The sequence below is a fragment of the Reyranella sp. genome, assembly GCF_965279465.1.
GTDB lineage: Bacteria > Pseudomonadota > Alphaproteobacteria > Reyranellales > Reyranellaceae > Reyranella.
Map to the genome: position 1 here is coordinate 6,445,638 of NZ_OZ257242.1, position 26,488 is coordinate 6,472,125.

At 66.1% G+C, this 26,488-nt stretch carries 22 protein-coding genes and 1 tRNA gene; 4 read left to right on the top strand and 19 right to left on the bottom strand.

Annotated elements, in window-relative coordinates:
• Window positions 1-209 precede the first annotated feature (209 nt).
• Both ACQY8M_RS31270 and ACQY8M_RS31275 read right to left on the bottom strand, forming a co-directional pair.
• Window positions 210-2,675 (bottom strand): GcvT family protein, encoded by a 2,466-nt coding sequence (locus ACQY8M_RS31270; protein ID WP_428664416.1) that lies wholly within the window; start codon window positions 2,673-2,675, stop codon window positions 210-212.
• Between the two features lie 121 nt (window positions 2,676-2,796).
• Complete coding sequence (locus tag ACQY8M_RS31275; protein ID WP_428675552.1) at window positions 2,797-3,960, bottom strand: iron-containing alcohol dehydrogenase; 1,164 nt, start codon at window positions 3,958-3,960, stop codon at window positions 2,797-2,799.
• Between the two features lie 202 nt (window positions 3,961-4,162).
• On the opposite strand from ACQY8M_RS31275, the gene ACQY8M_RS31280 reads away from it, so the two are divergent.
• Window positions 4,163-4,537 (top strand): nuclear transport factor 2 family protein, encoded by a 375-nt coding sequence (locus ACQY8M_RS31280; protein ID WP_428664419.1) that lies wholly within the window; start codon window positions 4,163-4,165, stop codon window positions 4,535-4,537.
• A 170-nt stretch (window positions 4,538-4,707) separates the two neighbouring features.
• Here ACQY8M_RS31280 and ACQY8M_RS31285 read toward each other — a convergent pair whose 3' ends face one another.
• From ACQY8M_RS31285 to ACQY8M_RS31300, 4 genes are read right to left on the bottom strand one after another with little or no spacing between them, the layout of a single operon-like run.
• The gene (locus tag ACQY8M_RS31285) at window positions 4,708-6,072 is read right to left on the bottom strand and encodes a glutamine synthetase family protein (RefSeq protein WP_428664422.1); all 1,365 of its coding nucleotides are present in this window, start codon (window positions 6,070-6,072) and stop codon (window positions 4,708-4,710) included.
• Window positions 6,073-6,099: 27 nt separating this feature from the next.
• On the bottom strand, window positions 6,100-7,404 hold the full coding sequence (locus ACQY8M_RS31290) for a TRAP transporter large permease (protein ID WP_428664425.1): 1,305 nt from the start codon (window positions 7,402-7,404) through the stop codon (window positions 6,100-6,102).
• A gap of 40 nt (window positions 7,405-7,444) precedes the next feature.
• Window positions 7,445-8,026: a TRAP transporter small permease subunit gene (locus tag ACQY8M_RS31295; protein WP_428664428.1), complete on the bottom strand. Its 582-nt coding sequence runs from the start codon at window positions 8,024-8,026 to the stop codon at window positions 7,445-7,447.
• The gene (locus tag ACQY8M_RS31300; protein ID WP_428664430.1) at window positions 8,026-9,027 is read right to left on the bottom strand and encodes a TRAP transporter substrate-binding protein; all 1,002 of its coding nucleotides are present in this window, start codon (window positions 9,025-9,027) and stop codon (window positions 8,026-8,028) included. The genes ACQY8M_RS31295 and ACQY8M_RS31300 overlap by 1 nt, the downstream gene beginning before the upstream one ends.
• A 90-nt stretch (window positions 9,028-9,117) precedes the next feature.
• Between ACQY8M_RS31300 and ACQY8M_RS31305 the strand changes: the two genes are divergently transcribed.
• From ACQY8M_RS31305 to ACQY8M_RS31315, 3 genes are all read left to right on the top strand, one after another.
• Window positions 9,118-10,308, top strand: coding sequence for a cyclic nucleotide-gated ion channel (locus ACQY8M_RS31305; protein WP_428664433.1), 1,191 nt, complete (start codon window positions 9,118-9,120; stop codon window positions 10,306-10,308).
• Between the two features lie 203 nt (window positions 10,309-10,511).
• Entirely contained in the window at window positions 10,512-11,918 is a 1,407-nt protein-coding gene (locus ACQY8M_RS31310) for a mannose-1-phosphate guanylyltransferase/mannose-6-phosphate isomerase (RefSeq protein ID WP_428664436.1), read from the top strand.
• Entirely contained in the window at window positions 11,918-12,883 is a 966-nt protein-coding gene (locus tag ACQY8M_RS31315) for a hypothetical protein (RefSeq protein WP_428664439.1), read from the top strand. Before ACQY8M_RS31310 ends, ACQY8M_RS31315 begins: the two co-directional genes overlap by 1 nt.
• A gap of 75 nt (window positions 12,884-12,958) precedes the next feature.
• Here the strand turns inward: ACQY8M_RS31315 and ACQY8M_RS31320 are convergent, their stop codons facing one another.
• The 13 genes from ACQY8M_RS31320 to gyrA all read right to left on the bottom strand — a co-directional run bounded on the left by ACQY8M_RS31320 (window position 12,959) and on the right by gyrA (window position 26,423).
• Window positions 12,959-14,251: a glycosyltransferase gene (locus ACQY8M_RS31320; protein ID WP_428664442.1), complete on the bottom strand. Its 1,293-nt coding sequence runs from the start codon at window positions 14,249-14,251 to the stop codon at window positions 12,959-12,961.
• A 28-nt stretch (window positions 14,252-14,279) separates the two neighbouring features.
• Window positions 14,280-15,530, bottom strand: a complete 1,251-nt coding sequence (locus ACQY8M_RS31325; protein ID WP_428664444.1) for a glycosyltransferase family 2 protein — start codon at window positions 15,528-15,530, stop codon at window positions 14,280-14,282.
• A 12-nt stretch (window positions 15,531-15,542) separates the two neighbouring features.
• The gene (locus ACQY8M_RS31330; protein WP_428664447.1) at window positions 15,543-16,259 is read right to left on the bottom strand and encodes an ABC transporter ATP-binding protein; all 717 of its coding nucleotides are present in this window, start codon (window positions 16,257-16,259) and stop codon (window positions 15,543-15,545) included.
• A 2-nt stretch (window positions 16,260-16,261) separates the two neighbouring features.
• Window positions 16,262-17,527: a hypothetical protein gene (locus ACQY8M_RS31335; RefSeq protein WP_428664450.1), complete on the bottom strand. Its 1,266-nt coding sequence runs from the start codon at window positions 17,525-17,527 to the stop codon at window positions 16,262-16,264.
• Window positions 17,527-18,456, bottom strand: coding sequence for an HlyD family secretion protein (locus ACQY8M_RS31340; RefSeq protein ID WP_428664453.1), 930 nt, complete (start codon window positions 18,454-18,456; stop codon window positions 17,527-17,529). Before ACQY8M_RS31340 ends, ACQY8M_RS31335 begins: the two co-directional genes overlap by 1 nt.
• Before the next feature lie 124 nt (window positions 18,457-18,580).
• Window positions 18,581-19,633 (bottom strand): polysaccharide biosynthesis/export family protein, encoded by a 1,053-nt coding sequence (locus tag ACQY8M_RS31345; RefSeq protein WP_428664456.1) that lies wholly within the window; start codon window positions 19,631-19,633, stop codon window positions 18,581-18,583.
• 158 nt (window positions 19,634-19,791) lie between these two features.
• Window positions 19,792-20,169, bottom strand: coding sequence for an STAS domain-containing protein (locus tag ACQY8M_RS31350; protein WP_428664459.1), 378 nt, complete (start codon window positions 20,167-20,169; stop codon window positions 19,792-19,794).
• Complete coding sequence (locus ACQY8M_RS31355; RefSeq protein ID WP_428664461.1) at window positions 20,166-21,314, bottom strand: glycosyltransferase family 2 protein; 1,149 nt, start codon at window positions 21,312-21,314, stop codon at window positions 20,166-20,168. Before ACQY8M_RS31355 ends, ACQY8M_RS31350 begins: the two co-directional genes overlap by 4 nt.
• Before the next feature lie 6 nt (window positions 21,315-21,320).
• Window positions 21,321-22,097: an ABC transporter ATP-binding protein gene (locus ACQY8M_RS31360; protein ID WP_428664464.1), complete on the bottom strand. Its 777-nt coding sequence runs from the start codon at window positions 22,095-22,097 to the stop codon at window positions 21,321-21,323.
• Window positions 22,081-22,959 carry an ABC transporter permease gene (locus ACQY8M_RS31365; RefSeq protein ID WP_428664467.1) on the bottom strand — a complete coding sequence of 293 codons (879 nt, stop codon included), beginning with the start codon at window positions 22,957-22,959 and terminating at the stop codon, window positions 22,081-22,083. Before ACQY8M_RS31365 ends, ACQY8M_RS31360 begins: the two co-directional genes overlap by 17 nt.
• A 28-nt stretch (window positions 22,960-22,987) precedes the next feature.
• A tRNA-Lys gene (locus ACQY8M_RS31370) sits at window positions 22,988-23,062 on the bottom strand.
• Between the two features lie 87 nt (window positions 23,063-23,149).
• Complete coding sequence (gene coaD, locus ACQY8M_RS31375; RefSeq protein ID WP_428664470.1) at window positions 23,150-23,656, bottom strand: pantetheine-phosphate adenylyltransferase; 507 nt, start codon at window positions 23,654-23,656, stop codon at window positions 23,150-23,152.
• 67 nt (window positions 23,657-23,723) lie between these two features.
• Complete coding sequence (gene gyrA / locus ACQY8M_RS31380) at window positions 23,724-26,423, bottom strand: DNA gyrase subunit A (protein WP_428675554.1); 2,700 nt, start codon at window positions 26,421-26,423, stop codon at window positions 23,724-23,726.
• Between the last annotated feature and the right edge of the window lie 65 nt (window positions 26,424-26,488).

The following is a 26,488-nucleotide window of genomic DNA, read 5'->3' on the forward strand; positions in this document are numbered from 1 at the left end:
GATCGCCAACCAGAGCCGCGTGCAGGCAGGCCCCCCTTTTTCCAGGCGGCGGTCGCCAAACCGCCCCAGTCCGTACTCCACAACAGACATCGACTTCTCCCATCGCCAAAACGGCTTCAGGGAATCGACGTTCTGCCTCCCGCGCAACTACGATGTGTGAATACGATAGCGTGCGCCGGGGAGGGAAATGAAAGCGAGCACAAGGGTTGCTAGCCTTTGATGCGCGCGCCGGCCGGATCGTAGGGGGCGTTCAGCCCGACCTTCGCCGTGAGCCGCACGCCGGCGAGGTCGATTTCGAACCTGGCCGACTCGAGCCAAGCGGCGTCGATCGCCTCGCCGTCGTCGCGCTTAACGTATCCCAAGCCGACCGACGCGCCGACCGTATGGCCGTAACCGGCGGAAGTGAGATCGCCAACCGGCCGGCCGTCGCGCAGCAGCGCCTCGCCGCCCCACAGCAGGGGCTCGCGATCAGCGAGCACGACGGAGACGAGGCGGCGCGCCAACGGCTTCGCCTTTGCTTCGACAAGAGCCTCGCGGCCGATGAATCCGCCCGGCTTATCGAGCTTGACCGCCCAGCCGAGCCCGGCCTGCCACGGCGTGTCGTCGGGGGTCAGCTCGCGGCCCCAGGCGCGATAGGCCTTCTCCAACCGCAGCGATTCGACGGCGTAGTAGCCGGCGTCGCGCAGGCCGACATCGTCACCGGCGGCATGCAGCGTCTCGAACACCGTGACCGCGAACTCGACCGGCACGTACAGTTCCCAGCCCAGCTCGCCCATGTAGGTGCGGCGCGAGGCCAGCACCGTCGCGTAGCCGACGCCGATCTCGCGGATCGACGCGAACGGAAACGCTTCGTTGGAGAAATCGGCCTTGCTGACCTTCTGGAGCAACGCACGGCTGTTCGGCCCCATGACCGACAGCACGGTCCAGGCGCCCGTCACGTCGGTCAGCGTGACATGCGCGTCCCCGGCGACGTTGCGGCCGATCCAGTCGGCGTCGCGTGTCACCTGCGCCGAGCCGGTGACGATCATGAACTTGTCGCGCGCCAGCCGGGCGATCGTCAGATCGCTCTCGTAAGTGCCGCGCGCGTTGAGCAGGCCGGTATAGACGGTCCGCCCGATCGGCACGGCAATGTCGTTGGTGCAAAGACGCTGCAGGACCTGCTCCGCATCGCGCCCCTGCACGAGGAATTTTCCGAACGACGTCTCGTCGACGACCGTCACCGTCTCGCGCGTCGCCGTGTGCTCGGCCGCAACCGCGTCGAACCAGGCGCCGCGCCCCCAGCCGTACTGCATGTCGGGCGTCTTGCCGGGTCCGGCGAACCAGTTCGGCCGGTCCCAGCCCATCTTGTTGCCGAACCACGCACCGCGCGCCTTCAGGCGATCGTAGAGCGGCGAGCGGCGGAACGGTCGGCCGCTCTCGTTCTCGCGTTGCGGCCAGGGCATCTTGTAGTGCAGGCCCAGGGTCTCGGCGACCCGGTCGCGCAGCCAGGCATCGTTGCCGTGGAAGTTCGCGAAGCGGCGGATGTCGACCGGCCAGAGATCGAGCGTCGGCTCGCCGGCGATGATCCATTCGGCCAGCGCCATGCCCGCGCCGCCCGAGCTCGCGATGCCCATCGAGTTGAAGCCGGCGCCGACAAAGAAGCCTTTCACCTGTGGCGCCTCGCCGAGAATGTAGCTCAGGTCGGGCGTGAAGCTTTCCGGGCCGTTCATGAAGGTCTTGATGCCGGTCTTCTCGAGCGCCGGGACGCGGATCAGCGCGTTGTCCATCAGGATCTGGAACTGGTCCCAGTCGTCCGGCAACATGCCGAACTCGAAGTCGTCGGGAATGACGTCCTTGTTCCATGGCTTGGCGTCGGGCTCGAAGCCGCCCATCAGCAGGCCGCCGACCTCCTCCTTGAAGTAGATGTAGCCGTCGGGATCGCGCATCACCGGCAGGTCGCGCGGTACGCCCTCCATCTTCTCGGTGACGATGTACATGTGCTCGCAGGAATAGAGCGGCACCGTCACGCCGACCATGCGGCCGACCTGGCGCGCCCATTGCCCACCGCAGTTGACGACGATCTCGGCCGCGATCGGCCCGTCCGTCGTCTGCACGCCGGTGACTATCGGTCCCTTGGGGCCATCCTTCGTGTCGATCGCGGTGACCCGCGTCTTTTCGAAGATGCGCACGCCGTTGTTGCGGGCGCCCTTGGCCAATGCCTGGGTGATGTCGGCCGGGTTGGCCTTGCCGTCGCCTGGCAGCCAGACGGCGCCGACCAGGTCGTCGGTCCGCATGATCGGATATTTCTCGCCGGCCTGGGCGGGCGTCAGCTCCTCGCAGACGACGCCCTGCTTGTTGGCCGTCGCCGCCGAGCGGCGCAGGTAGGTCATGCGCTCGGGCGTGCGCGCGACGGACAGCGAGCCGCACTGCTTCCAGCCCGTCGCCAGCCCGGTTTCGGCCTCGAGCCCAGCGTAGAGCCTGGTGCTGTACTGGATGAGCCGCGTCAGATTCTGGAAGCCGCGCAGCTGGCCGACCAGCCCCGCCGCGTGCCAGGTCGTGCCGCCGCTCAGCCTCCCCTGCTCCAGCAACACGACGTCGGTCCAGCCGTTCTTCGCGAGATGATAGGCCGTCGAGCAGCCCATGATGCCGCCGCCGATGATGACGACGCGGGCGTGGGTGGGGACGGTCATGACCACGTCGTCCAGACCAGAGCCGAGCGTAGCAAGGCGTAGTGGAGGGACCTCCTCTTGCCGGCAGCGACCATATGGGGGGCTCCCTCGACTTCGCTTCGCTCCGCTCGGGACGACGGACTATGCATCACAACCTCCCGCTCACGGCGGCTTCGTACATCGTGCGCATCTCGGCCACGCCCACCTTGATCGGGTTGCCGCCGGCCGTCGGATCGACAGCGGCCATTTCCGACAGCTTGTCGAGATGCTCGATCTTCACGCCGAGCTCGGCCAGGCTATGCGGGATGCCGACTTCGCGGCGCAGGTCGAGCGTCCACTGCATGAAGCCGTCGAAGGTCGAGGTGCGCAGGTCGAGCCAGCGCGCCAGCCGCACCACCTTGTCCTCGATCGCCTCGCGATTGAACTTCACGACGTAGGGCATTGCCACGGCGTTGGTCAGGCCATGATGAGTGTCGAACACCGCGCCGACCGGATGCGACAGCGAATGGATCGCGCCCAGTCCCTTCTGGAAGGCGGTCGAGCCCATCTGCGAGGCCGCCAGCATGTGGCCACGCGCCTCGAGGTCGTGGCCATTCCTCACCGCGCGCACCAGGTTTTCCTTCACCAGCCGCATGCCCTCGACGGCAATGCCCTCGGCATAAGGATGGTAACCCGGCGCGCAATACGCCTCGAAGCAGTGGATGAACGCATCCAGGCCGGTGCCTGCCGTGAGCTTTGCCGGCAGGCCGACCGTCAGCTCGGGATCGGCGATCACGATCGAGGGCATCATCTTGGGATGGAAGATCACCTTCTTGGTGTGCGTCGTCTCGTCGGTGATGACCGACGCGCGGCCGGTCTCCGATCCGGTGCCCGCGGTCGTCGGCACCGCGATCGACGGCAGGATCCCGGCAGCATTGGCGCGCGTCCACCAGTCGCCGATATCCTCGAAGTCCCACAGCGGCCGCGTCTGGCCCGCCATGAAGGCGATCGCCTTGGCGGTGTCGATGCCTGAGCCGCCGCCCCAAGCGATCACGCCATCGCACTTTCCGGCACGCAGCGTCCTCAGCCCGGCCTCGACATTACTCGCCACCGGATTTGGCCGCACCTCGCTGAACAGGCCGACATCGATCCCGGCGCGACGCAGGGTATTCACTGCATCGGCGATCATCGGCAGCCGGGCGAGCCCGGGATCGGTGACCAGCAGCGGGCGCTGGAAGCCCACCGCCTTGCAGGCATCGGCCAGCTCCTTGATGCGCCCGGCGCCGAAGCGGATCGACGTCGGGTAATTCCAATTGCCCGTCAGAGCCATCAGATCGCCACCCTATTCCTACGTTCGTTCATAGTCGTCCGCCATGCTGATTGCCTGCAGCCTCGCATCCTAATGCTTCGGAAGCTGTACGAACATTCGTGCCGCTCTGCTGCGTGTGGATACTCCATGATACCTGCCGGGGACAGGCTGTATGGTAGGCACGTCCAGCATCACAACACGCTGCGCGACCTCTCAAGGAAGGGCCATGCCGAACCTCGAACCAGATTACGATCACTTGCTCCGCTCAAACCTCGAGCGGGTCTTCAACGAGCGCAACGAAGCCGAGAGGATGGCAGCCATTGCCGAGCTCTTCGTGGCCGAACCGGTGATGTTCGAATCCACCAACATCGTCCGCGGACGAGCAGAAATCTCGCGGGTTGCCGGCCAGCTTCTCGAGCAGTTCGGTTCGGACTTCGCGTTCGTCCCGACCGGCAAGGCCGTCGGCCACCATGGTCTGGCGCACTTGCCCTGGAAGGCAGGCCCGGAGAGCGGCCCTGCGGCAGTGACCGGCGCCGACGCGGCCGAGATCGTAGACGGCCGGATTGCACGGCTTTGGGTGTTGCTGAATGCTCCGGCGTGAGCCGGGGGGCCACGCATCAGAATTTCCGGATACTTGTTCGCGCAAGCCATTTCAGGGTCATGCCCTGCCGGGAGCGTAGCTCTCCAAAGCCGCTCATCCATGTCGGTGCAAAACTCCATGAGCGGCTCTGGAGAGCCGCGCTCCCAGCAGTCTAAAGGACTCTCAAGCTCTCAGATGATCTCCATGTAGCGATCGAGTTCCCAGTCCGTGATGGCCTTGCGGAACTCCCGCTCTTCCCATTCGCGCGTTGCGGAATAGTGCTCGATGAACGCGTCGCCGAACAGATCGCGCGCCGGCTTCGAGGCCTTGAGGCGGCCGGCTGCCTCCATCAGCGTGCGCGGCAGCTGAGATTTCGCGGGGTGCTTCTTCTCGTAGCTGTTGCCCTTGATCGGCTCGCCCGGATCGATCCCGTTCTCGATGCCCCACAGACCGGAGCCGACGGCCGCCGCGAGCGCAAGGTACGGATTCGCATCGGCAGCGGCGACGCGATATTCGACCCGCGTCGATTTTGCCGAGCCTGGAATCACGCGCAGCGCGCAGGTCCGGTTCTCGACGCCCCAGGCGGAAACGGTCGGCGCCCAGAAGCCCGGGATCAGCCGGCGGTAGGAATTGATCGTCGGGGCGACCATACCGAGCAGCTCCGGCATCAGCGCCTGCTGGCCGCCCACGAACTGGCGCATCGTGGCGCTCATGCGATGCTGTGCGTTCTCATCGTAGAAGACCGGCTTGCCGTCCTTCCACAATGACATGTGCATGTGGCCACCGCAGCCCGGCCAGTCCTTCGACCACTTGGCCATGAAGGTCGCGAGCCAGTCGCGCTTCTGCGCCAGCACCTTGGTGAAGAGCTTGAAAAGCACCGCCTTGTCGGCAGCGTCGAGCCCGTCGGAAACACGCAGCGCCGCTTCGAGGACGCCGGCGCCGGTCTCGGTGTGCAGGCCCTCGATGCCCATGTCCATCGCCTCGCACATCGCGAGCAGGTCCTTGTAGAAGTCGGACAGGACGGAGTTGCGCAGCACCGAATAGCCGAAGAAGCCGGGTGAGATCGGCTTCAGGTTCCTGTAGCCCTTCTCGCGAATCGAGAAAGCCGTTTCGGCGAAGACGAAGAACTCGTACTCGAAGCCGACCTTGACCTCGAAACCCATCGCCTTCGCCCGGTCGAGCACCCGCCGCAGCGTGCCGCGCGGGCAGATCTCCTCGGCCTTGTCGACGAACTCGCACAGGAACAGCAGGTTGCCGGGCTCGGTCGCGATCTCGCGGCAGGTGTCCGGCAGGATGCGGACGTTGGCGTCGGGATAGGCGGTGTGCCAGCCGGTATAGGCGACGTTGTCGTAGATCTGGTCGTTCACGTCCCAGCCCAGCACGACGTCGCAGAAGCCCATGCCGCCCTCGAGCACCGACTTGAGCTTGTCGAGATGGATGTACTTGCCGCGCAGCACGCCGTCGATGTCGTGCACGCCAACCTTGACGTGTGTCAGGCCGCGCTCCTCCACGATCTTCAAGGCATCGGCGGCGGTCTTGACCTGACGCGGTTCCATCGCTCTCCCCTGCTGGCGGAGGGGAGACTAGCTGGCGAGGTACCTCGGAAGCCAGAGGGCAATGTCCGGCACGAGCGCGATCACGATGGTGAACAGGATCATGATGATGAGGTAGGGCAGCGTGACCCGGGCGACGTAGCCCAGCCCGTCGTCGGTGAGGCCCTGGATCACGAACAGGTTGAAGCCGACCGGCGGCGTGATCTGGGCCATCTCGACGACCAGCACCAGGAAGATGCCGAACCAGATCACGTCGAAGCCTGCGGTCTTGATGATCGGCATGACCACCGGCAGGGTCATGACGATCATGCTGAAGCCGTCGAGGAAGCAGCCCAGGATCAGGTAGAAGACGATCAGCGCCACGATCAGCATCACTGGCGACAGCTGCAGGCTGGTGACGAACTCGGCCACCGCCGACGGAATGCTGAGGAAGGCCGCCGCGCTGCCCAGGATCGAGGCGCCGAGCACGATCAGGGCGATCATCGCACAGGTCTGCACCGCGCCGATGCCGATCGCCTTGAGGGCCGGCCATGTCATCTCGCCCTGCAGGCGAGCCACGATCAGCGCGCCGAGCACGCCGACGCCCGCCGCTTCCGAAGGCGTTGCGAGGCCGCCGTACATCGAGCCGAGGACGCAAAGGATCAGGAAGACCGCAGGCCCGAGCTCCTTGATCGACTGCAGGTATTCCGCTGCGCTGGCGATCCTCATCCGTCGCTCACTTTCCGGAACGAGTGACGGCTCGAGCGCGGTGTGGATCATGATCCAGGCCATGAAGCAGGCGGCCAGCAGGAAGCCCGGAATGAAGCCGGCGGTAAACAGCTTGGCGACCGATACGTCGCCCAGCACGCCATAGATGATCATGATGTTCGACGGCGGGATCAAGAACCCGAGCGTTCCCGAGCCGGCGAGCGACCCGACCGCGACATCCTTGGAGTAGCCACGCTTTGTCAGCTCGGCGATCGAGATGCGGCCGACCACCTGTGTGGTCGCCGCCGACGATCCGGAGATCGCGGCGAAGATCGAGCAGCCGATGACGTTGACGTGCAGCAGCCGGCCCGGGAGCAGCGCGGCCCACGGCGCCAGCCCGTTGAACAATGATTGCGACAGGCGCGTGCGGAACAGGATCTCGCCCATCAGGATGAACAGCGGAAGGGCCAGCAGCTCCTGCGTGGTCAGGATGTTCCAGGCATATTGCGCGACCAGCTTGTCGAGCGGAATGTCGCGGAACAGCGCCAGCAGGATCGTGCCCGTGACCGCCAAAGTCCAGCCGATCCACATGCCACCCGCCAGGAAGGCGAACAGCACCACGAACATGGTAACGACAACGATCAGCATGACGGACCAGGCAGCATGGTGTGCTGGGCTTTCTCGCGCTCTATTCGGCGACGGCGCCGGCACGCATGCTGACATCCTCGAGAGGCAGGCCAAACATCGCCTGCAGGAACCGGGCAGCGAACTGGATTGTCAGCAGAAGAATCCCGAAGGTGATGAAGACTTGCGGAATCCAGACGAGCGTCCCCGAGGAGACGGAGGTTTGCCCGGCATCGAAACTGCGCCAGGTGAAATAGGCCATTGCCCACGTGAGAAAGCCGCAAAAGAAGGTTCCGAGCGCCGCGAGCACAGTCTCCATCCAGCGCCGAACGGCCGGCGAGACCCGCGCCAGCACCAGCGTCACCCGGATGTGCCCACCGGCCCGCAGGGTCATCGCCGCGCCAAACGTGAAGCACGCCGCCATCAGATAGGAGCTGTATTCCCAGGCGACCGGGATGTCCGCCGGCACCCAAGGGATGACGTTCGATAAAGCGCGGACGACGACCTCAGCGATCATCAGTGCGGTCAGCGACACGAGACAGATCACACCGAGCCAGCCGTCGATCCGGCTCAGCATGTCGATGCCATCGAGCAACTGCCGTAGACCCGCCGGCGCGCCGGCGTTGGCGTTCGGCCCGCCGTGCATCAGCCGCGCTTGACCTCGGCGAGGAAGGCCTTGACCGGCGCCTGGGAGGACGGGACCTTCTTCAGGAACTCATCCATCAGATGTGCGGAGCGCTTTCGGAGCTCCGCCATCATCGCCGTCGACGGCTTAACGAGCTGCATGCCGCCATCGATCATCTTTTTGGCGCAGTCCTTGTCGGCGGCAAAGGAGCTGTCCCAGAATTCCGGCTCGAGCTTCTTGGCGAGGTCGGTGATCGCCTTCTGGTGCTCCGGCTTGATTTTCTTCCAGACGTCGTTGTTGATCGTCACGAAGTCCGACGCCCAGGTCTGGTTGGTCTCATGGAAGAACTTGAGGAACTCCCAGAACTTGCCGTCGACGCCCGACACGGCCGAGGTCGACACGCCGGACACGGCGCCCGACGACAGGGCGGGAAGCAGCTCGCCCCACGGGATCACGACCGGCGCCACGCCGGCGGAGGCCCAGAGCTCCTGAGTGCCCTTGTCGGCGACACGAATCTTAATGCCCTTCAGCGCGTCGACCGTCTCCACCTTCACCTTGAGATGGAGATACTGGTTGGGCCACGGCACGGCATAAAGGAGCGTTTGATTATTCTTGGCCGTGATCTTCTCCCACTCCGGCCGAAGGTGCTTGTACAGGAGCTTCAGCTCATCGGCCGAGCCGGCGAGGAACGGAATGCCTTCCAGGCCCAGGAAGGGCTCGTCGCCGATCTGCTGGGTGTCGAGGTAATCGGCCATCGGCACCAGACCGTCGCGCACCGCGCGCAGGCACTCCGGCCCCTTGAAGCCGAGCTGGCCGCCGGACTTGACGTCGATCTCGATCGCGCCGCCGGTCGCCTTCTTCACCTCGTCAGCGAAGCGCCGGCAGTTGACCACATGAAAATTGGCATCCGGCCAGACCGTTGCGAGCGGCAGCTTCATCGTCGCCTGTGCGCGTACGACCGCCGGCGCCATCGCCAGGGCGCCCGCACCCGCCTTCAATGCTGTCCTGCGTCCCATTTTCATGGAAGCCTCCATTACGCTATGTCGTTCCGTCGACCGTAGAGCGCCCCCCGCCGCGTTGCAATTCGCAGGCCAAGCCGCCTATGGTTCGGCGTGGCGTCAACGGCCCCTTCAACCCGCGCCCGGGTGCATGCGCTTCTGCGCTATTCGGACACCAGCCATGCCAGCAGGCGGTGGCGCAGCGTCCATCTGTTCGTAGTCGGCGTGGGGCTTCTGGCGATCGCGATCTCGTCGACCGACGGGCTGCCAAACTGGCTCACGGATCTGCTGACGATCGCCGTCATCGGCGTCGCGATGGTCTTCACGGCCGAATATGGCATGCGCCTGTGGTCGGCCCCGGAGTCCCCCCGCTTCGGCGGCCTCTCCGATGGCATGGCGCGGCTACGCTGGGCAGTCTCGGCAAACGGCGTGACGTGCCTGCTCGCCGCGCTGCCCCTCTTCGTCATCACACTGGGATCGATGCATGCCGACAACGAGCACGCACCGGTTATCTGCATCCTTTGGGTGCTCGGCCTGACGAGGCATGCGCCGGCAATGGGAACGCTGGCCCGTGTAATCTCCAACGAGCGTGCGACGCTCACCAGCGTGGCCGTCATTTTCGTCATGGTCCTGATCGTCGCGGCGACCGCGGTGCACCTCATGGAGCGCAACGGACAGCCCAAGCTGTTCGGCACTCTTCCGGACGCGCTGTGGTGGGCGGTGGTGACGCTCACTACGACGGGCTACGGTGATGTCGTTCCCCTCACGGTCGGCGGCAGGATGATCGGTTCGGTGGTCATGGTGAGCGGCATCCTGGTGCTGGCGCTGATGACCGGTATCCTCGCCACCGGTTTTGCCGAGGAAGAGCGGCGCCGCGAATATCTGCGCGTCTGGGATCAGGTGACCAGGGTGCCGCTGTTCGCCGACCTGGGCACGGTCACGCTGTCGGAGATCGTCGGCAAGCTGCGCGTGCGCCACTATCCGCCGCGTATCGTCGTGGTGCGCCGCGGCGAGCCCGGCGATTCGATGTTCTTCATCTCCGAAGGCGAGGTCGAGGTACGGCTGCCGCGCGGTGGGATCGCGCTCGGCCAGGGCGCCTTCTTCGGCGAGATGGCGCTGCTCGACCGGTTGCCGCGCAGCGCGACGGTCGTCACCACCGGGCCGGCCACCCTGCTGGTCCTCTATGCCAGCGACTTCTACGAAATCGCCTCGCACATCCCCGCGCTGGTCGAGGCCGTGGAACGCGAGGCGCGACGGCGGCGCGCGGAGAACCAGGGCGACGCGGCAAAGGCTGAAGCGACCTGAGGGGAATCCACCCCCCTTCCGCCCTGCGGGCACCTTCCCCGCAGACGAGGGAAGAAAAAGAGAGCCATGTCTTCCCCCATATGCGGGCGAAGGTACCCCGAAGGGGCTGAAGGGCATCGGGGATCGCCATTGGCCCGATCCCCAGCGTCGGCTATATCGCGGCTTGTCAGGCGGCCGTACCGGGCCGCTGAAAGGCTTTGAAGATGTCACTCATCATCCCCGTGATCCTGGTCGGAGGTTCCGGCAAGCGCCTGTGGCCGTTGTCGCGCGAGAGCATGCCCAAGCAGTTCGTGCCGCTTCTCGGCAAGCAGTCGACCTTCCAGCAGACGCTGCTGCGCGTCGGCGACCGCAGCCTGTTCGGCAAGCCGGTGATCGCGACCAACGACGCCTACCGCTTCATGGCCGAGCAGCAGGCCAGGGAGATCGGGATCGAGATCGACATCCTGATCGAGCCGGCGCGCCGCGATTCCGGTCCGGCAATGGCCGCCGCGGCAGCATACTGCAGGAGCCTCGGCGCGGAGGCCGTGCTGGCACTGGCCTCCGACCATCTGGTGATCGGCGACGAGGCGTTCCGGTCGGCCTGCCGCGAAGGGCTGGTCGCCGTCGAGCAGGGCGGCATCGTGACCTTCGGCATTCCGCCCACGGAACCCAAGACGGACTACGGTTACATCCGTCCCGGCAGCGAGCATATCGGCGCCGTGCAGAAAGTCGCCGCCTTCGTCGAGAAGCCGGATGCCAAGACCGCGCTGCGCTACATCTCCGAGGGCCTGCTGTGGAACAGCGGCAACTTCCTCTTCCCGCCTGCCCTGCTGCTGGCGGAGATGGCGCGCTTCGAGCCCGCCATGGCCGCCGCCGCCGAGGAAGCCGTGGCGAAGGCAAAGAGGTCAGGTGCCGCGGTGTTCCTCGACGCCGAAGCCTTCGGCAAGGCGCCGGCCAAGTCGATCGACTACGCCGTCATGGAGCGCACCGACAAGTGCTGGGTCGTGCCGGCGCGGTTCCGCTGGTCCGACCTCGGCACCTGGGACGCACTGCTCGATGTCGGCAATGCCGACTCGGAGGGCAATGTCGTCGAGGGGCCGGTCGAGATCGACCACGTGCGCAATTCCTACGTCCGCTCGGACGGACCGCTGACCGCCGTGATCGGCGTCGACGAGGTGGTGGTCGTGGCGATGAACGATGCCGTTCTGGTCGGTCATCGCGACAACCTCCCGCGCCTGAAGGACGTGGTGCAGCGCATGTCGGACGGCAAGCATCGCGCCGCCACCGAGCACGCGGTGATGCACCGGCCATGGGGCAGCTACCAGGACATCGACCGGGGCGAGCGCTTCCGCGCCAAGCGCCTGACCGTCAAGCCGGGCGCCAAGCTCAGCCTTCAGAGCCACAGCCGCCGCGCCGAGCATTGGGTCGTCGTCAGGGGCGTCGCCGAGGTCACGCTCGACGGCACGGTGGTGACCCTGCGTGAGAACGAATCGACGTACATCCCGATCGGCGGCGTCCACCGGCTCGCCAATCCGGGCACCGAGTTGCTGGAAGTCGTCGAGGTCCAGACCGGCGACTACGTCGAGGAAGACGACATCGTGCGCTACGAAGACATCTACGCCCGCGTCTGATGGCGGCGTTCGGCGCGCATCACGAGTGGGGCAAGCTGCGCGAGGTCGTGATCGGCATCGCGCCCGCAGAGGATTTCGTCGTCTTCCACGAGGAATCACAACGCTGGCTCACACCAGAAGGCGCCGAGTTCGCACGCAGACATTCGGGCCGCCGCTTGATCGACATCGACGCCGAGTTGGCGAAGCGTATCGAGCGGCAGGTCGACGCTCTCGCCGAGCTGATCGCCCGGGAAGGCGTGACGGTTCACCGCCCCGAACGGTTGAAGGGCGAGGAACGTCGCTTCATGGCGCCCAACGGCGAAGGCGGCCAGCTCTTCCCCCGCGACGGCATGATCGTCGTCGACGACCGCGCCATCGACGCCTCGCTGCGGCTGCGCTGCCGCCAGCGCGAGCGCTTCGGCCTGCGGCCGGTCATCCAGCGCATGGTCGCCCAACGCGGCGCGCGCTGGTCGAGCGTGCCGTTCGGCTCACCGGCGGCGGTCGACGGCCCGTTCCTCGAGGGCGGCGACGTATTGCTGAACGGTCGTCAGATCTATGTCGGCATGTCGGGCTGCGCCTCGGACATGGCGGGCATCGACTGGTTGTCGGCGCTGCTGGGCGGCGATTATCGCGTGATTCCGGTGGCGTTGCGGTCGAACGTGCGGCACCTCGATCGCGCGTTGGCCCTGATCAAGCCCGGCCTGTTGGTCTGGTGCCCGCCCAGTCTGATCGACGGCCTGCCCACCGCGCTGCGCGACTGGGACAAGATCGAGGTCGCAGTCGAGGAGGCCAGCCTGTTCGCGACCAACGGCCTGGTCCTCGAGGAGGGACACGTCGTCATCGATGCCGGCAACGAGCGCGTGATCGGCGAGCTGAAGCGACGCGGAATCGACGTGATCCCGGTGCCGTTCGACGGCCCGATCAGCCTCGGCGGCGGCCTGCGCTCCGCCCACCATCCGCTGCTGCGCCATAGCATGCCGGCGTGAAGCACGATGAATGCCCCTCTCGCCCATTGACCTCCCTCCCTCCGTGTTTGGCGGAGGAAGCCTCAAGGAGAAATCCTACCCGCCCTTCTTCGGCGTGCGGTCGAAGACGACCGGCTTGGGCGGCGCGGCGGCTTTCTTCAGGTGCACGAACAGGCTGCGGACCACCATCGCCACCTGTCCGCCGACGAAGCGCAAGAGCACGACGGCGAAGCGGCCGGGCGGCATCTCGCCGTTGCGGATGAAATTGTGCCCGGCGCGCAGGAACGTCGTGGCGCAGAAGATCACCCAGGCCACAGTCACCGCGAACGCCGTCAGCAAGGCCGGCACCAGCGACGGAGCAAGCAGCCCGGCGAGCATGCCGGAGACGACGCCGACCAGCAGCACCGGCTGATTGAGCGACATGCAAAGATGCAGGAGCGCGGCGCCCTTGGCCGCCGGGCCGATGTCGCGGCTCCTCAGGATGACCGGGAACATGCGCAACGAGACATGGCGGAAGCCGTCCTGCCATCGCTGCTGCTGGCGCAGCCAGGTCTGGGTGTCGGCCGGCAGCTCGCCGGGCACGGCAACGCTGGTCAGGAACACCGAGCGCCAGCCCTTGACCCAGCCGCGATAGGTGAGGTCGAGGTCCTCGGTGACCGTGTCACCCTTCCAGCCGCCGCCGGCCTCGACAGCGGCACGCTGCCAGATGCCGCAGGTGCCGTTGAACGGCAACGGGTGCCCCGCCCACCAGCGCGTCGCCTGCTCGATGCCGAGATGGGCGTCGAGCGTCACCATCTGCATCTCGGTGAGGGCGTTCTCGTGCGGATTGAGGAAGTCGAAGCGCGCCTGCACGAAGGCGGCCTTCGGCTCTGCCACGAACACGCGCATGCAGCGGCGCAGGAAGTCGGCCGGCGGCACGTAGTCGACGTCGAAGATCGCGAAGAAATCGTATGGCGTCTGCTGCATCGCCTCGTGCAGGGCGCCGCCCTTGTAACCCGACCGGTCGGTCCGCTGCAGCGCTACGATATCGAAGTCCTGCGCACGCAGCTCGGCAGCGACGGTGCGCGCGATCTCGGCCGTCGCGTCGGTGCTATCGTCGAGGATCTGGATGTGCAGCTTCTCGCGCGGCCAGTCGAGCCGTGCCGCGGCCTCGACGCCACGGCGCACGACCGGCCCTTCGTTAAACGACGGGATCTGCACCACGACGTGCGGCAGCTCCGCGTCGGGCGGCAACGGCGTTGCCAGCAGGGCGCGCTCGCGGGCGAGGCCCTGCTGCTTCAGCCGATGATGCAACACCACCATATAGAGCAGGCTGCCGATGAAGGCGGCAAGCAGCACGCAGCAGGCACCGAACACGACGGCAAGGAAGCAGGCGACGGATGCGATCACGATCTGGGGCCGGTCCTCTGTTCCGGTGTCATGTTCCAGTCTTGGGCGTGCGATTGAATTCGGACTTCTTGCCGAAGCCCGCGCCCAGGATGGCGCCAGCGTTGGCCGCCGCAAGATACACGATGAGCGCCGGCACGCTCGCGGCGATGACGAGATAGCGGGCCAGCCCGCCGCGATTCAGCCGGCGATAGGCCCCCCAGGTCATGCCGAACAGCACTGCCAGCATGCCCAGCAGCCAGACCCACAGAAGGAAGCGGAAGAAGCCGACCAGGTGGCCGTGGCCGACGATCGACACGACCAGCGCAACGACGCCGACAGCAAGCGCCGGAAAGACGAGCTGCTGGCCGAGCGCCACCATCGTCGTGAACTTGGCCTCTCCCGGCCAGCCGGCGTTCCAGACCTTCGGCATCAGCTTGCGCGCGACCTGCACGAAGCCCTTCGACCAGCGGCTCTGCTGGGCGCTGAAATCCTCCAGCCGCTGCGGCAGCTCGCCGATCACATGGGGCTCCATCAGAAACACCCCACCCCAGCCCTCGAGGTGCGTGCGCAGCACGAGGTCGAGATCCTCCGACAGCGTGTCGTGCGACCAGCCGCCCGCCTCTTCCACCGCGGCGCGGCGCCAGATCCCGCCGGTGCCGTTGAACTGGAACGGCACGCCGCGCCGCGCCCGGACGTCCTGCTCGACGGCGAAGTGGGCGTCCTGCATCAGCCGCTGCGCACGCGTCAGCCAGTTCTTCTCGCCGTTGCCCCATTCGATGCGGGTCTGGACGAAGGCCGCGCGTGGGCTGGCCAGCATCGCGGCCATCGTCCGTCGAAGCCAGTCGGGCGGCGCCACGAAGTCGGCGTCGAACACCGCGACGTAGGGCGCGTCGCACAGCGCCATGCCGGCCGCCAGGGCGCCGGCCTTGAAGCCGCCGCGGTCGGCCCGCCGGACGTGCTCGGCGTCGATGCCCTCCTTGCGCAGGCGGGCGATGGCATGAGCGGCGATGTCGGAGGTGAGATCGGTGCTGTCGTCGAGCAGCTGGATCTTCAGGCGATCGCGCGGCCAGTCGAGCCGGCCGGCCATCGCGACCGCCCGGTCCACGACCATCGCCTCGTTGTAGACCGGGATCTGGACCAGCACGCGCGGCAGTTGCCCATCCGGCGGAAGCGATGCCGGAACGTCGGCCGCGGCAGGCAGCCCGGCGAGCCAGTACAGCAGATAGAAAAAATAGCCGGCGAGCGCGAATTGCACGGCGAAGCACAGCGCCACGACGAGGTCGATGGCCGAGAGCAGCACGTCCGCCGCCGCTCAGTGGTAGTGGATCGGGACTTCGAAGCAGCGGCCGTCCTCGATATGGAGGCGGCGCGAGGCCACGTCGAAGATGCGCTCGTCGTGCGTCGACAGGACCACCGCGCACTTGGCGCGCAGGGCGAGGTCCTTGAGCTGATCGACGACAACGCGGCCCGATACGCGGTCGAGCGCGGAGGTCGGCTCGTCGGCAATGATCAGGTCAGGCAGGCCGATCATGACGCGCGCGATAGCAACGCGCTGCTGCTGGCCGCCGGACAGCTCGTCGGGCCAGGCGTCTCCCTTGTCGGCCAGACCGAGCAGGCCGAGCAGATGGCGCGCCCGCTTCTCGTCCCACGCCGGGTCGGCGAGCGGCGTGGTCGACACCCCGGCGATGACGTTCTGCAGCGCCGTGAGCGACGACAGGAGGTTGCGCTTCTGGAACAGGAACCGCACGCGGTTGCGCAGGGCATCGAGCTCGGGACCGCCCGACAGGCCGACGATATCGGTCCCGAGCAGGCGGAGCTTGCCTTCCGACGGCCGTCGCATCGTGCCGAGGATGGTGAGCAGGGTCGTCTTGCCCGAGCCTGAGGGTCCGGTGACGATCACCAGCTCACCCTCGCGGACCTGCATGTTGATGTCGAACAACACGTCGACCCGCTGAGCGCCCTCGCCGTAGTGGTGATGGATGTCGACGGCCTCGACGACCGGCGGGCCAAAGATCTGGAGATCCACCATGGTCACTCGAACAGCATGATCGGGTCGACCTTCCACAGGCGCCGGATCGCGAACATGCTCGACACCGCCGTCATGATGATCGAGGCGAGCAGCGCCACGACCATCTCGCGCAGGCCCATGATCATGCCGAGATGGATCGTCGCCTCGGCGACGCCGTAGACGATCCGGGCCAGGGTGAAGGCCACCAGGAAGGCCGGCGTGATGATGGCGGCGCCGATCTGGCCGATCATGCACAGGAAGAACCACCAGTCGTAGCCCAGGCTCTTCAGGATCGCATATTCGGGCAGGTAGAAGCGAATGATCTGGTATTGAGCGTAATAGATGAACACCATGCCGATCATCAGGCCCATGACGAAGCCCAGGTCGGTGATGTAGCCAACCGGAGTCTCGCGCGACCAATAAGTCTTCTCACGCGCCTCGAAGTCGTCGCGGGTGATCACCTCGCCGCGTCCGGCCAGCGCCTTGTTCAGCTCGTCGCGCGTGGCGATCGGGTCGGCCCCCGGCGTGAGCTGGATGCCGATGAAGGCCGGACGGTCCGCATACCAGGAGCCGAACACCTCGGCCATGGTCCCTTCGGACATCACGACCGCGCCGTCGTTCACGACGTTCGGCCCGATCGCGACCGTCCCGACCACGAACATCTCGCGCAAGAGCTGACGCATGTCGGGCGGCCCCAAGACCGGCACTTCCTCCCCGCGCTCGACGACCTCGGCCAGATCGCCGAAATACGGCCGCGAGTCGCGGTCGAACAGGATGCGGCGCGTGACGCGGAGCTTGTAGAGGTTGTCCCTCAAGCCCGGCACGTCGATCGCCGGGCGTTCGACGTCGATGGCGTACCACGCCAGCCGCCGGGCGGCCGGCATGCCGGAATGGCTGATCGGCATGATGCCGAACCAGAGGGGGGCCGTATTGGCAACCGAGGCATTGCTCGCCACGATGTCGGTCATGGCGACCGGCACTTCTGCATGGAGCTGCAGCGATTTGAAACCGGGCGGCACCAGCACGAGGTCGGCCACGACCGCACGATGCAAACGGATCGCCGAATCGTAGACCGCACGCTCGATGCCGAGCTGGGCGAAGACGACCAACAGGCTCGCAGTCACACCGGCGAGCGACAGCAGCGTGCTGGTGCGTTGGCGGCGGAGCTGCTGCGAGCCCAGCGGCATCGCCGCAGCCGTCTTCGCGGCCGCGCGCAAGTGCGCGAACGAAATGCGCTTCCACCACCGGCGCGGCTGCGGCGACGGAGCGGCGGGCAACGCGAGGGCCATCAGAGGAAAGTGACGCGAGTCTCGCGGCCGAGCACCTGCGGCATGCTGGACGGGTCAGCGAGCTCGATCTCAACCTGGACGACACGGGCATCCGTCGAGGAGCCGCCGTCGGGCTCGATACGCTGCATGCGCTTCACGGTCGGCGCGATACGGGAGATCTTGCCCTTGTAGACGGTCGGGCTACCGCGGAACGTGACCTCGACCTTGCCGCCGGTCACGACGCGGCCGAGGTGCAATTCGTCGACGTCGGCCAAGACGCGCAGCTGGCTCATGTCGACGATCTTGGCGATGCCGCTGCCGGATATGCGCTCGGCTTGGCGCGTGTAGATCTGCACCACCACGCCGTCAAGCGGCGAGCGGACCAGCGCCTGCTCCCGGCTGGTGCGCGCATTGTCGAGCCTTGCGCCCGTGATGCTGATGTCGGTATCGATCTGGGCGAGGTCGGTTGCCAGGGTTTCCTTCATGACGCGCAGCTTGGCCTGCTCGCGTTCGAGGCTCTGCTGGGAGATGTTGAGCTCGAGCTGCTTCATATCCGGCGGCTTGCCGGAACGCGCCACTTCCAGGTTCTTGAGCTTCAGTTCCTCCGCCGCCGAGCGGACCACGACCTCCTGCATGGCGATTTCGGCCGTCCGGTAACCCGAGACCATCGCCTCGCGCTGCCGCTTGGCCTTCTCCAGTTCCGCCTCGGTCGTACGGACGGTGACATCGGCTCGCGAGTAATTCGACAGGACGGCAATTACCTCGTCCCGCTTGACCTTCTGGCCATCGATGATGCGCAACTCCTGCAGAACGCCGCCACCAGTGGGATCGCCGGCGATCACGGCAGTGCCGGCCGGCGCATCGGTGTAGCCGCGCGAGATCAGTGGCCCGGTCGGCCTGATCCCGTCCTGCGCGCTGCTGGTCTGGCGGCTCGGAGCGATCCACAACATGAGGGCCGCGATGACAAAGAGAATCGCAATCCCTGTTGCACCCCACCTGAATCTTTGCTGTCGCGCCATCCGAACTCATTTCCAATTGGCCGTTGAGCGGGCCGTCAGTCCCGTACCTCCGCGGTCAGAACGACGTCGCCGGTATCACGGAGCCTGTTCCGACACCCACCACCGAGAACGTCCGATAGACGGCCGACAGAATCTTATTGTACTCGTAAAGTGGCGCATTCGTGACATACACCACGTCTCGGGCCTGCATCCCGAATTGCTGGGCAACAAAGATAGACACCGGCTGGCCAAGGTCCAACCGAAAAACACGGGCCCGTGCGCCCGGAATGTTCTGGATATCCCCAAGCCGGAACACGAAGACGCCGGTCTTGTTGGCCCGCTCGTCCGACAGCCCGCCGACCTGCCCCAGGGCCTCGAGCAGGGTTAGGTTGGGCTTGGTGAGGTCGACATTGCCCGATTTCTGCACCGCGCCGAGCACCGTGAAGGTGCGCGAGTTGGGCCGCACGACGATCTCGTCGTTCTTCTGGATGGAGATATCGCTACCGGCAAGCAGATCGGAATACTGCGCCGTCAGGATGACCTGCCCCTGGCGCCGCACCACGACCTCGACCTGGGCTGCCGCTGCGTTGGCTGCATTGAACGGTCCACCGGCGCGATTGATGGCATCGACGACCGACCGCGTCCCATCCAGGATGGAGACACGGCCGGGATTCTTCACGTCGCCGGACACCATCACCGTGTGGGTGCGGTCGGCAACGAGTTCGACGATCACCTGCGGATCCTGCGCCTTGCCCTTCAACTGGCCGGCGATACGCTGCTCGATCTGGCTGAGGTCGAGGCCGGCGACGGCCACCGAGCCCACATAAGGAATGTTGATCGTGCCCTCGTCCGTGACCCTTTGCGTGCCGAGATCCGCTCCGGGTCGCTGGATGGTCGGAAAGATGCTGCCCTCATAGGGCTCGAATATCCGCACCTTGAGGACATCGCCGGGAGCGACGGAAACACGACCGCCAGCAGACAGCCTGCTGGTGACCGATGACCGATCCACGCTCGCCGCCGGCTTGAAGGCGACAACGCTGGTCGGCGTCAGGTCGATGACGTCGAAAGGCAGAGCCTCGGTGCTGCTCGCCTGTGCTCCCCCCATCCAGGGACCGTCGCCCGGCACCACCTGACAGCCTGCGAGCCAAATGCCCAAGCCGAGGACAATGGCAGGAGGTCGCGCTGCGGCGCGTAGCCAGGTCCAGATTGTCAAATCCGATCTCCGTCCGGAACGGCCAGCATCTTCCCCCGCTCCGAGTCCTTGGTCAGTCTCAGCCTGACGTTTAATTACCCTGCTGCGCCGCGCGGGTGCAAGCGCCGGGAGGCACTTGTCCCGAACCGCGGTTCCAACCGCGCCGTGGCATCCTCTAAGTTCTCGGCGACGTCGAGAAGTTGCGAGAAACCGCTGACGTCCAGGCAATCGGCCGCCGGTCCGCTGAACCGGCAGAACACCACGCGCGCACCTGCCTCCTCGGCGCCATGCAGGACACTGGCGAGCGCACGGACTCCCGCGGCACTCATGTAAACGACCGCGCTGCCGTCGACGATGATCTTCGCGCCACGCGTCAAGGCCGCCTGCAACGTTTGTTCGACGGAAGAGGCCGTCACCGAGTCCATACGCTCGGGGAGTGTGATTGTCGTGATGTCTTTCGGCACCACGGTCATACGGACGTCCCCTGCGAGCTATCCCCTCGCGAATCTCCGCGCCATTGCCCGCCGAGATCGGTGCCGCGCCAGTCGATGCGGCGTCCGCTCAGCGCACGCAGCATGAGCACAGGGGCAAGCGCCTCGCGCACGATGGCCGCCGACGCAGCGCGTGGACCGAACGCCAGGCCCTGCCCAGTCAGGAACCACGCCTCGGCAGCGAGCCACGCCACAGTATGCAGGATGAGACCGGCGAGAAGCACTTCGCTGCCGAAACCGGCCGCCGCGAGGCCAACCGAGCCAGCCACCGCCGAGGCGGCCCAGCCGATCGCCGGTTCCCATACGACCAGCGGCCATACCGGCAGACGCAGCCGAGTCCGCGCCCAGCGGACCTGCCGCGACCACACCACTGGCCAGTCACGCCGGCCGAGCGGCAGCCGCAGCATGACGCCGCCCAGCCGGGTCTGCAGGCCCAGTTCACGCACCGAGCGCGTGACGGAGTAATCGTCCGCGATCCAGCGATTGAAGCCGCGCCAGTTGCCGATCCGCTGCAGGGTTTCGTGCGCCATCAAGGTGACGCCGCCGGACGCGACCGCGATGCCGAGCCGATCGGCCGCGATGAGGAAGCGCGCCTGGTGGCCGTTGATGTAGGCGCCCTCGAGGTCGGCCGCGAAATTCCCGGGCGCCTCGCCGGCCTTGAGTGCCAGCACGAGGCCCACCGTATCAGACAGCGGCGCCGCGGCGCGGCACAGTGTCCCGGCATCGAGGATGATGCCGGCGTCGCAGAGGGCTACGACCGGACGGCACGCCGCCTCGAGCCCCTTGCGCACGTTGTTCATCTTTGGATTGAAGGTGGTGTCGCTGCCGACCAGGATCGGCGCATCGTGCCAGAGTGCCCGCGTTGCTGCGACGGCACCGTCGTCGGCGTGGCTCACGCAGATCAGGACCTCGGCGCCTTGCCGGGCCAGTTCCCGCAGGGCCCCGACGTAAGCCGCCGACGCGTCCGCAGTACCTTTCATCGGCGCCACGATGCTGAAGTCGGCCGGCCGATGTTGCACCGTACCCTCAGGCCTGGGAGCGCGCGCCAGCGCGGCGCTTGCCCATTGCACCATCGAGGCGGTTGCCCACCAGCCCAGGCCGATGCACGACAGGAGGCCCGATTCCATCACCCATCACCCGCTCGCCGAGAAGCGGTGGACGTCGTCCTTCTCCACCATCAGCGCGCGGTGATAGTTGCGGATGACCTCGCTCGGATCGCCCTCCTCGCGGATCCGGCCTTCCTCGATCCAGATGGCGCGCGTGCAGAGGCGCCGGACCTCCGCCATCGAATGCGAGACGAACAGCAGCGTGCCGGATTTGCGGAAGTTGTCGATCCAGTCGAGGCATTTGCGCTGGAAGGCGGCGTCGCCGACCGCCAGAGCCTCGTCGACCACCAGGATCTCGGCTTCGACATGGGCACATATCGAGAAGGCGAGCCGCGTACGCATGCCCATCGAATAATGCTTCACCGGCTGATCCATGTAGTCGCCGATTCCGGCGAACTCGGCGATCGAGCTGAACTTCCGCAGCACCTCGGACCGCTTCAAGCCTAGCACGGCGCCGCCAATCATCACGTTCTCCCGGCCCGACAGCTCGAGATCGAAGGTCGAGCCCAGCGCAAGGACCGGCGCGATGCGGCCGGTGACTCGCAGTTCGCCGTGACTCGGCAGGGTCATGCCGCAGATCACCTGCAGGAGAGTGGACTTGCCGCAGCCGTTGCGGCCCAGGATGCCGATGCTCTCGCCGCGCCTCACCTGCAGGTCGATGTCGCGCAGCACCCAGAATGGCTTGAAGTAGGACTTCCACCAGCCCAGCATCACCTGTTTCAGCCAGTCGTTGCGCCGCGCGTAAAGCTGATACGCTTTGCCCAGGTGCTTCGTCTCGACGACGATATCAGATGACGTCGACAATGACATTCCGATACCTGTCGAAGAACCAGTAACCGAAGTAGAAGGTGAAGACCGAGGTGAACAGCGTCCAGAGATAGACCGGCAGGCTCGGCAGCTTGCCGAGCAGCACGATGTCGCGCATCACCTCGACGTAGCCGGTGAGCGCGTTGGCATAGATCCAGAAGTCGGCCGGCGGCGGCAGCGCAGTGTGCGGATAGAACACCGGTGTCAGGAACATGAAGAGCGGCACGATATTGATCATCAGGTAGCCGGCATCGCGCGTGAACGCGCCGATCGCGCTCAGGAACCACGACATGCCGACCAGGAACGCCATGAACGGAATGAAGGTGAAGGGAATCAGCAGCACCGTCCACGGCAGGCTGCCGACCATGGCGAACTGGAAGAGCAGCATCACACCGATCGAGATCAGGGTGTAGAGCGCCGCCCGCAGGGTCGAGATCACCGCCAGCATGTCGCTGGGGAAGATCGTCTGCTTGATGAAGTGGGTGTACTCGTGCAGCAGCATCGGCGCGCGAAACGCCATCTCCGACCAGAAGTTGAAGACGATGATGCCGCTGAAGATGAACAGCGCATACCCGACCCGCGGCCCTGCCGCGCTGTAGACGTTCGGAAGCTGCAGGCTGGTGCTGAAGGCGAACGTAAAGACCGCGATCGACAGCAGGGGCGCCACCACGGCCCAGATCCAGCCGGCTGCCGACCCCTTGAAGCGCTCGCTGACCTCGCGGCGCAGGATCGCCTGGATGAGGTCCTGATGGTGCCACATCTGCGCGAACGGCTTGGCCAGAAAGCGGACCGCACGCTCGGCGGCGCCGAGATCCTCGACCACGATCTGCTTGCCGTTGACGACGTTCACCGACGGCATGAGCCGTGCTTCTCCTCTTTGAACCCCGTGGTGAGCCCGGTCGGTGTCGAACCGACGACCCTCTGATTAAAAGTCAGATGCTCTACCGTTGAGCTACGGGCTCGCTCCCGGGTCGCGTCACAGGCCGAAACCCCGCGCGGCGCCCATATAAGATGCGGGAGCGCCGGGGTCAACGCGGCCGAGCCGGCCGTCAGCTCTTGCCGAACTTCCGTTTGAGGCGTTCGTAGACCTTCTTGGACACGAACTGGGAGGTGTCGCCCCCCAGCCGTGCGATGTCCTTGACCAACGACGAGGCGATGAACTGGTGCCGATCGGAGGCCATCAGGAAGATCGTCTCGACGTTGGGCTCCATGCGCGCGTTCATGTTGGCCATCTGGATCTCGTACTCGAAATCCGACACCGCACGCAGGCCGCGGATGATCACCGAGGCGTTCACCTCGCGTGCGAAATGTATCAACAGGCCCTCGAACGGCACGATTTCGATGCGTGTGCGCTCTGTCGCGGGGAAATCGGCAATGTCGTCCTTGATGATCTCGATCCGCTCCTCGAGCGAAAACAATGGGCCCTTGCCAATGCTGATCGCAGGGCCGATCACCAGTTTGTCGACCAGACGCAGCGAACGGCGGATGACTTCCATGTGTCCGCTCGTGATGGGATCGAACGTGCCCGGATAGACCCCGGTGCGCTCTACAGCCATGTGTCCCCCTCGTTCCCCGACTCGCGCATTGTGCAGCGCGGCGAAGTCTTAGCCACACGGACGACCCTTATCCACCGTTTGTTTCGGAATGGTCGTCGCCATTTCCGTTGCCGTTCGTCTCGTCGTCCTCGCCGATCCGAATGGCGGAAACGACGCGCTCGCCCTCGCTGACATTGACGATACGCACGCCGCGCGTGCCGCGTCCCGCAATGCGGACTCCATCCACAGGGCAACGGATCAGCGTGCCGGCGTCGGTGACCAGCATGATCTGATCGCTCTGTAGCACCGGAAATGCGGCGACCACGTGCCCGCCCTTGGCCAGGTTCATCAGCTCGACGCCCTTGCCGCCGCGGCCGGTCACCCGATACTCGTAGGCCGAGGTCCGCTTGCCGAAGCCCGACGAGGCCACAGTGAGGACGAACTCCTCCTTCTCCCGCAACTCCTCGAACCGCTCCGACGACAGGGTCGTCGCAGGTGCCGCAGGCTCCTCGGTCGCCGCCACGGCTTCCTCTTCGCCGTTGTCCACGGCATTCTCCGCCTGGCGCAGCGCGCGCGACTGGCGGAGATAGGCGTCGCGCTCTTCCGTCGTGATGCCCTTGCCGCCGTCGACCAGCGACATCGAGATCACCTCGTCGCCGTCGGCGAGAGCTATGCCGCGCACGCCGGTCGAGGCGCGGCTGGCGAAGACGCGCACGGTCGACACCGGGAAACGCATGGCGCGGCCGAGCTTGGTGGCGAGCAGGACATCCTGCTCCTCGCTGCACACGCCCACGCCGATCAGCCGGTCGCCGGCGTCCTCGCCCTCGAACTTCATGGCGATCTTGCCGTTCTGATTGACGGTCACGAAATCGCTCAGCTCGTTGCGACGCACGGCGCCGCGCGCCGTGGCGAACATCACGTTGAGCGTCGCCCAACTTGCCTCGTCCTCCGGCATCGGCATGAAGTTGGTGATGGTCTCGCCTTCGGAGAGCGGCAGCAGGTTCACGAACGCCTTGCCGCGCGCCTGCGGCGCGCCGAGCGGAAGACGCCAGACCTTGAGCTTGTAGACGATGCCACGGCTCGAGAAGAACAGCACCGGCGTATGGGTGTTGGCGACGAACAGCGAAGACACGAAATCGTCCTCGCGCGTGGCCATGCCCGAGCGGCCCTTGCCGCCGCGGCGCTGGGCGCGATAGGCCGACACCGGCACGCGCTTGACGTAGCCGCCGTGCGTCACGGTCACGACCATGTCCTCGCGCTGGATCAGGTCCTCGACGTCCTGCTCGAACTCGTTGTCGAGGATCTCGGTGCGGCGCGGCGTCGCGAACTTGCCCTTGATCTCGAGGAGCTCCGTCCGCATCAGGAAGAACAGCTTGTCGCGATCGCCCAGCAGCTCGAGATAGCCCTCGATCATCTTGGCGACCTCGGTCAGCTCCTCGGCGATCTTGTCGCGCTCCAGCCCGGTGAGGCGCTGCAGGCGAAGGTCGAGGATGGCGCGGGCCTGCACCTCGGACAGCCGGTAAGTTCCGTCCTCGGCCACGGCGCGGCCGGGCTCGGCGATCAGGGCGATCAGCGGCGCCACGTCCGATGCCGGCCAGGCCTTGGCCATCAACCGCTCACGCGCCACGACCGGATCCGGTGCGCTGCGGATCATGGCGATCACTTCGTCGATATTGGCGACGGCAATGGCAAGACCGACCAGCACATGGGCGCGATCGCGCGCATGGTTGAGCTCGAACCTCGTGCGGCGCGTCAGGACTTCGGCGCGGAAGCGGATGAACGCCTCGAGCAGCTCCTTGAGCGTCATCAGCCGCGGGCGGCCGCCATCGAGTGCCAGCGAATTGACGCTGAAGGTCGTCTGCAGCGGTGTGAAGCGATAGAGCTGGTTCAGCACCACGTCAGCCATGGCGTCACGCTTCAGCTCGACCACCAGGCGCACGCCGTCGCGGTCGCTCTCGTCGCGCACCTCGGAGACGCCCTCGACCTTCTTGTCGCGCACCACCTCGGCGATGCGTTCGTGCAGGCGCGCCTTGTTCTCTTGGTAAGGCACCTCGGAGATGATGATCGCCTCGCGCCCACCGCGGATCTCCTCGACTCGCGTCCTGGCGCGCATGATCAGCGAGCCCCGGCCGAGCTCGTAGGCGGCGCGGATACCGTTGCGGCCAAGGATGCTGGCGCCGGTCGGGAAGTCCGGCCCGGGAACGTATTCCATCACCTGCTGGGTGGTGAGCTCGGGATTGTCGATCAGCGCGCAGCAGGCATCGATCAGCTCGCCGAGATTGTGCGGCGGGATGTTGGTCGCCATGCCGACGGCGATGCCGCCTGCACCGTTGGCCAGCAGATTGGGATACGCCGCCGGCAGGACCGTCGGCTCCTGCTCGCGCTCATCGTAGTTGGGCTGGAACTCGACGGTGTCCTTGTCGATATCCTCCAGCATCGTCTCGGCGACGACGGCAAGCCGCGCTTCGGTGTAACGCATCGCTGCCGGCGGATCGCCATCCATCGAGCCGAAGTTGCCCTGTCCCGAGATCAGCGGCAGGCGCATGGAGAAATCTTGCGCCATGCGCACCATGGCGTCGTAGATCGCCGAGTCGCCGTGTGGGTGATACTTACCCATCACGTCGCCGACGATGCGTGCGGACTTGCGGAACGGCCGGGAGGAATCGTATCCGCCTTCCTTCATCGCGTAGAGGATGCGGCGCTGGACCGGCTTCAATCCATCGCGCGCATCGGGCAGGGCGCGCGCCACGATCACGCTCATGGCGTAATCGAGGTAGGAGCGTTTCATCTCCTCTTCGATGGTGATCAGCGCGTGCGGCGACGGCGGGGGCGTTTCAGGCGCGCCCGGAGGCG

Bases quoted from the DNA above. Each gene is read 5' to 3' on its own strand.
- ACQY8M_RS31350 (WP_428664459.1), bottom strand. From the start codon at position 20,169: ATGACCGTGGTGCCGAAAGACATCACGACAATCACACTCCCCGAGCGT.
- ACQY8M_RS31315 (WP_428664439.1), top strand. From the start codon at position 11,918: ATGGCGGCGTTCGGCGCGCATCACGAGTGGGGCAAGCTGCGCGAGGTC.
- ACQY8M_RS31295 (WP_428664428.1), bottom strand. From the start codon at position 8,026: ATGCACGGCGGGCCGAACGCCAACGCCGGCGCGCCGGCGGGTCTACGG.
- gyrA (WP_428675554.1), bottom strand. From the start codon at position 26,423: ATGAAACGCTCCTACCTCGATTACGCCATGAGCGTGATCGTGGCGCGC.
- coaD (WP_428664470.1), bottom strand. From the start codon at position 23,656: ATGGCTGTAGAGCGCACCGGGGTCTATCCGGGCACGTTCGATCCCATC.
- ACQY8M_RS31340 (WP_428664453.1), bottom strand. From the start codon at position 18,456: ATGTTGTGGATCGCTCCGAGCCGCCAGACCAGCAGCGCGCAGGACGGG.
- ACQY8M_RS31310 (WP_428664436.1), top strand. From the start codon at position 10,512: ATGTCACTCATCATCCCCGTGATCCTGGTCGGAGGTTCCGGCAAGCGC.
- ACQY8M_RS31330 (WP_428664447.1), bottom strand. From the start codon at position 16,259: ATGGTGGATCTCCAGATCTTTGGCCCGCCGGTCGTCGAGGCCGTCGAC.
- ACQY8M_RS31355 (WP_428664461.1), bottom strand. From the start codon at position 21,314: ATGGAATCGGGCCTCCTGTCGTGCATCGGCCTGGGCTGGTGGGCAACC.
- ACQY8M_RS31285 (WP_428664422.1), bottom strand. From the start codon at position 6,072: ATGGAACCGCGTCAGGTCAAGACCGCCGCCGATGCCTTGAAGATCGTG.
- ACQY8M_RS31365 (WP_428664467.1), bottom strand. From the start codon at position 22,959: ATGCCGTCGGTGAACGTCGTCAACGGCAAGCAGATCGTGGTCGAGGAT.
- ACQY8M_RS31335 (WP_428664450.1), bottom strand. From the start codon at position 17,527: ATGGCCCTCGCGTTGCCCGCCGCTCCGTCGCCGCAGCCGCGCCGGTGG.
- ACQY8M_RS31280 (WP_428664419.1), top strand. From the start codon at position 4,163: ATGCCGAACCTCGAACCAGATTACGATCACTTGCTCCGCTCAAACCTC.
- ACQY8M_RS31300 (WP_428664430.1), bottom strand. From the start codon at position 9,027: ATGAAAATGGGACGCAGGACAGCATTGAAGGCGGGTGCGGGCGCCCTG.
- ACQY8M_RS31290 (WP_428664425.1), bottom strand. From the start codon at position 7,404: ATGCTGATCGTTGTCGTTACCATGTTCGTGGTGCTGTTCGCCTTCCTG.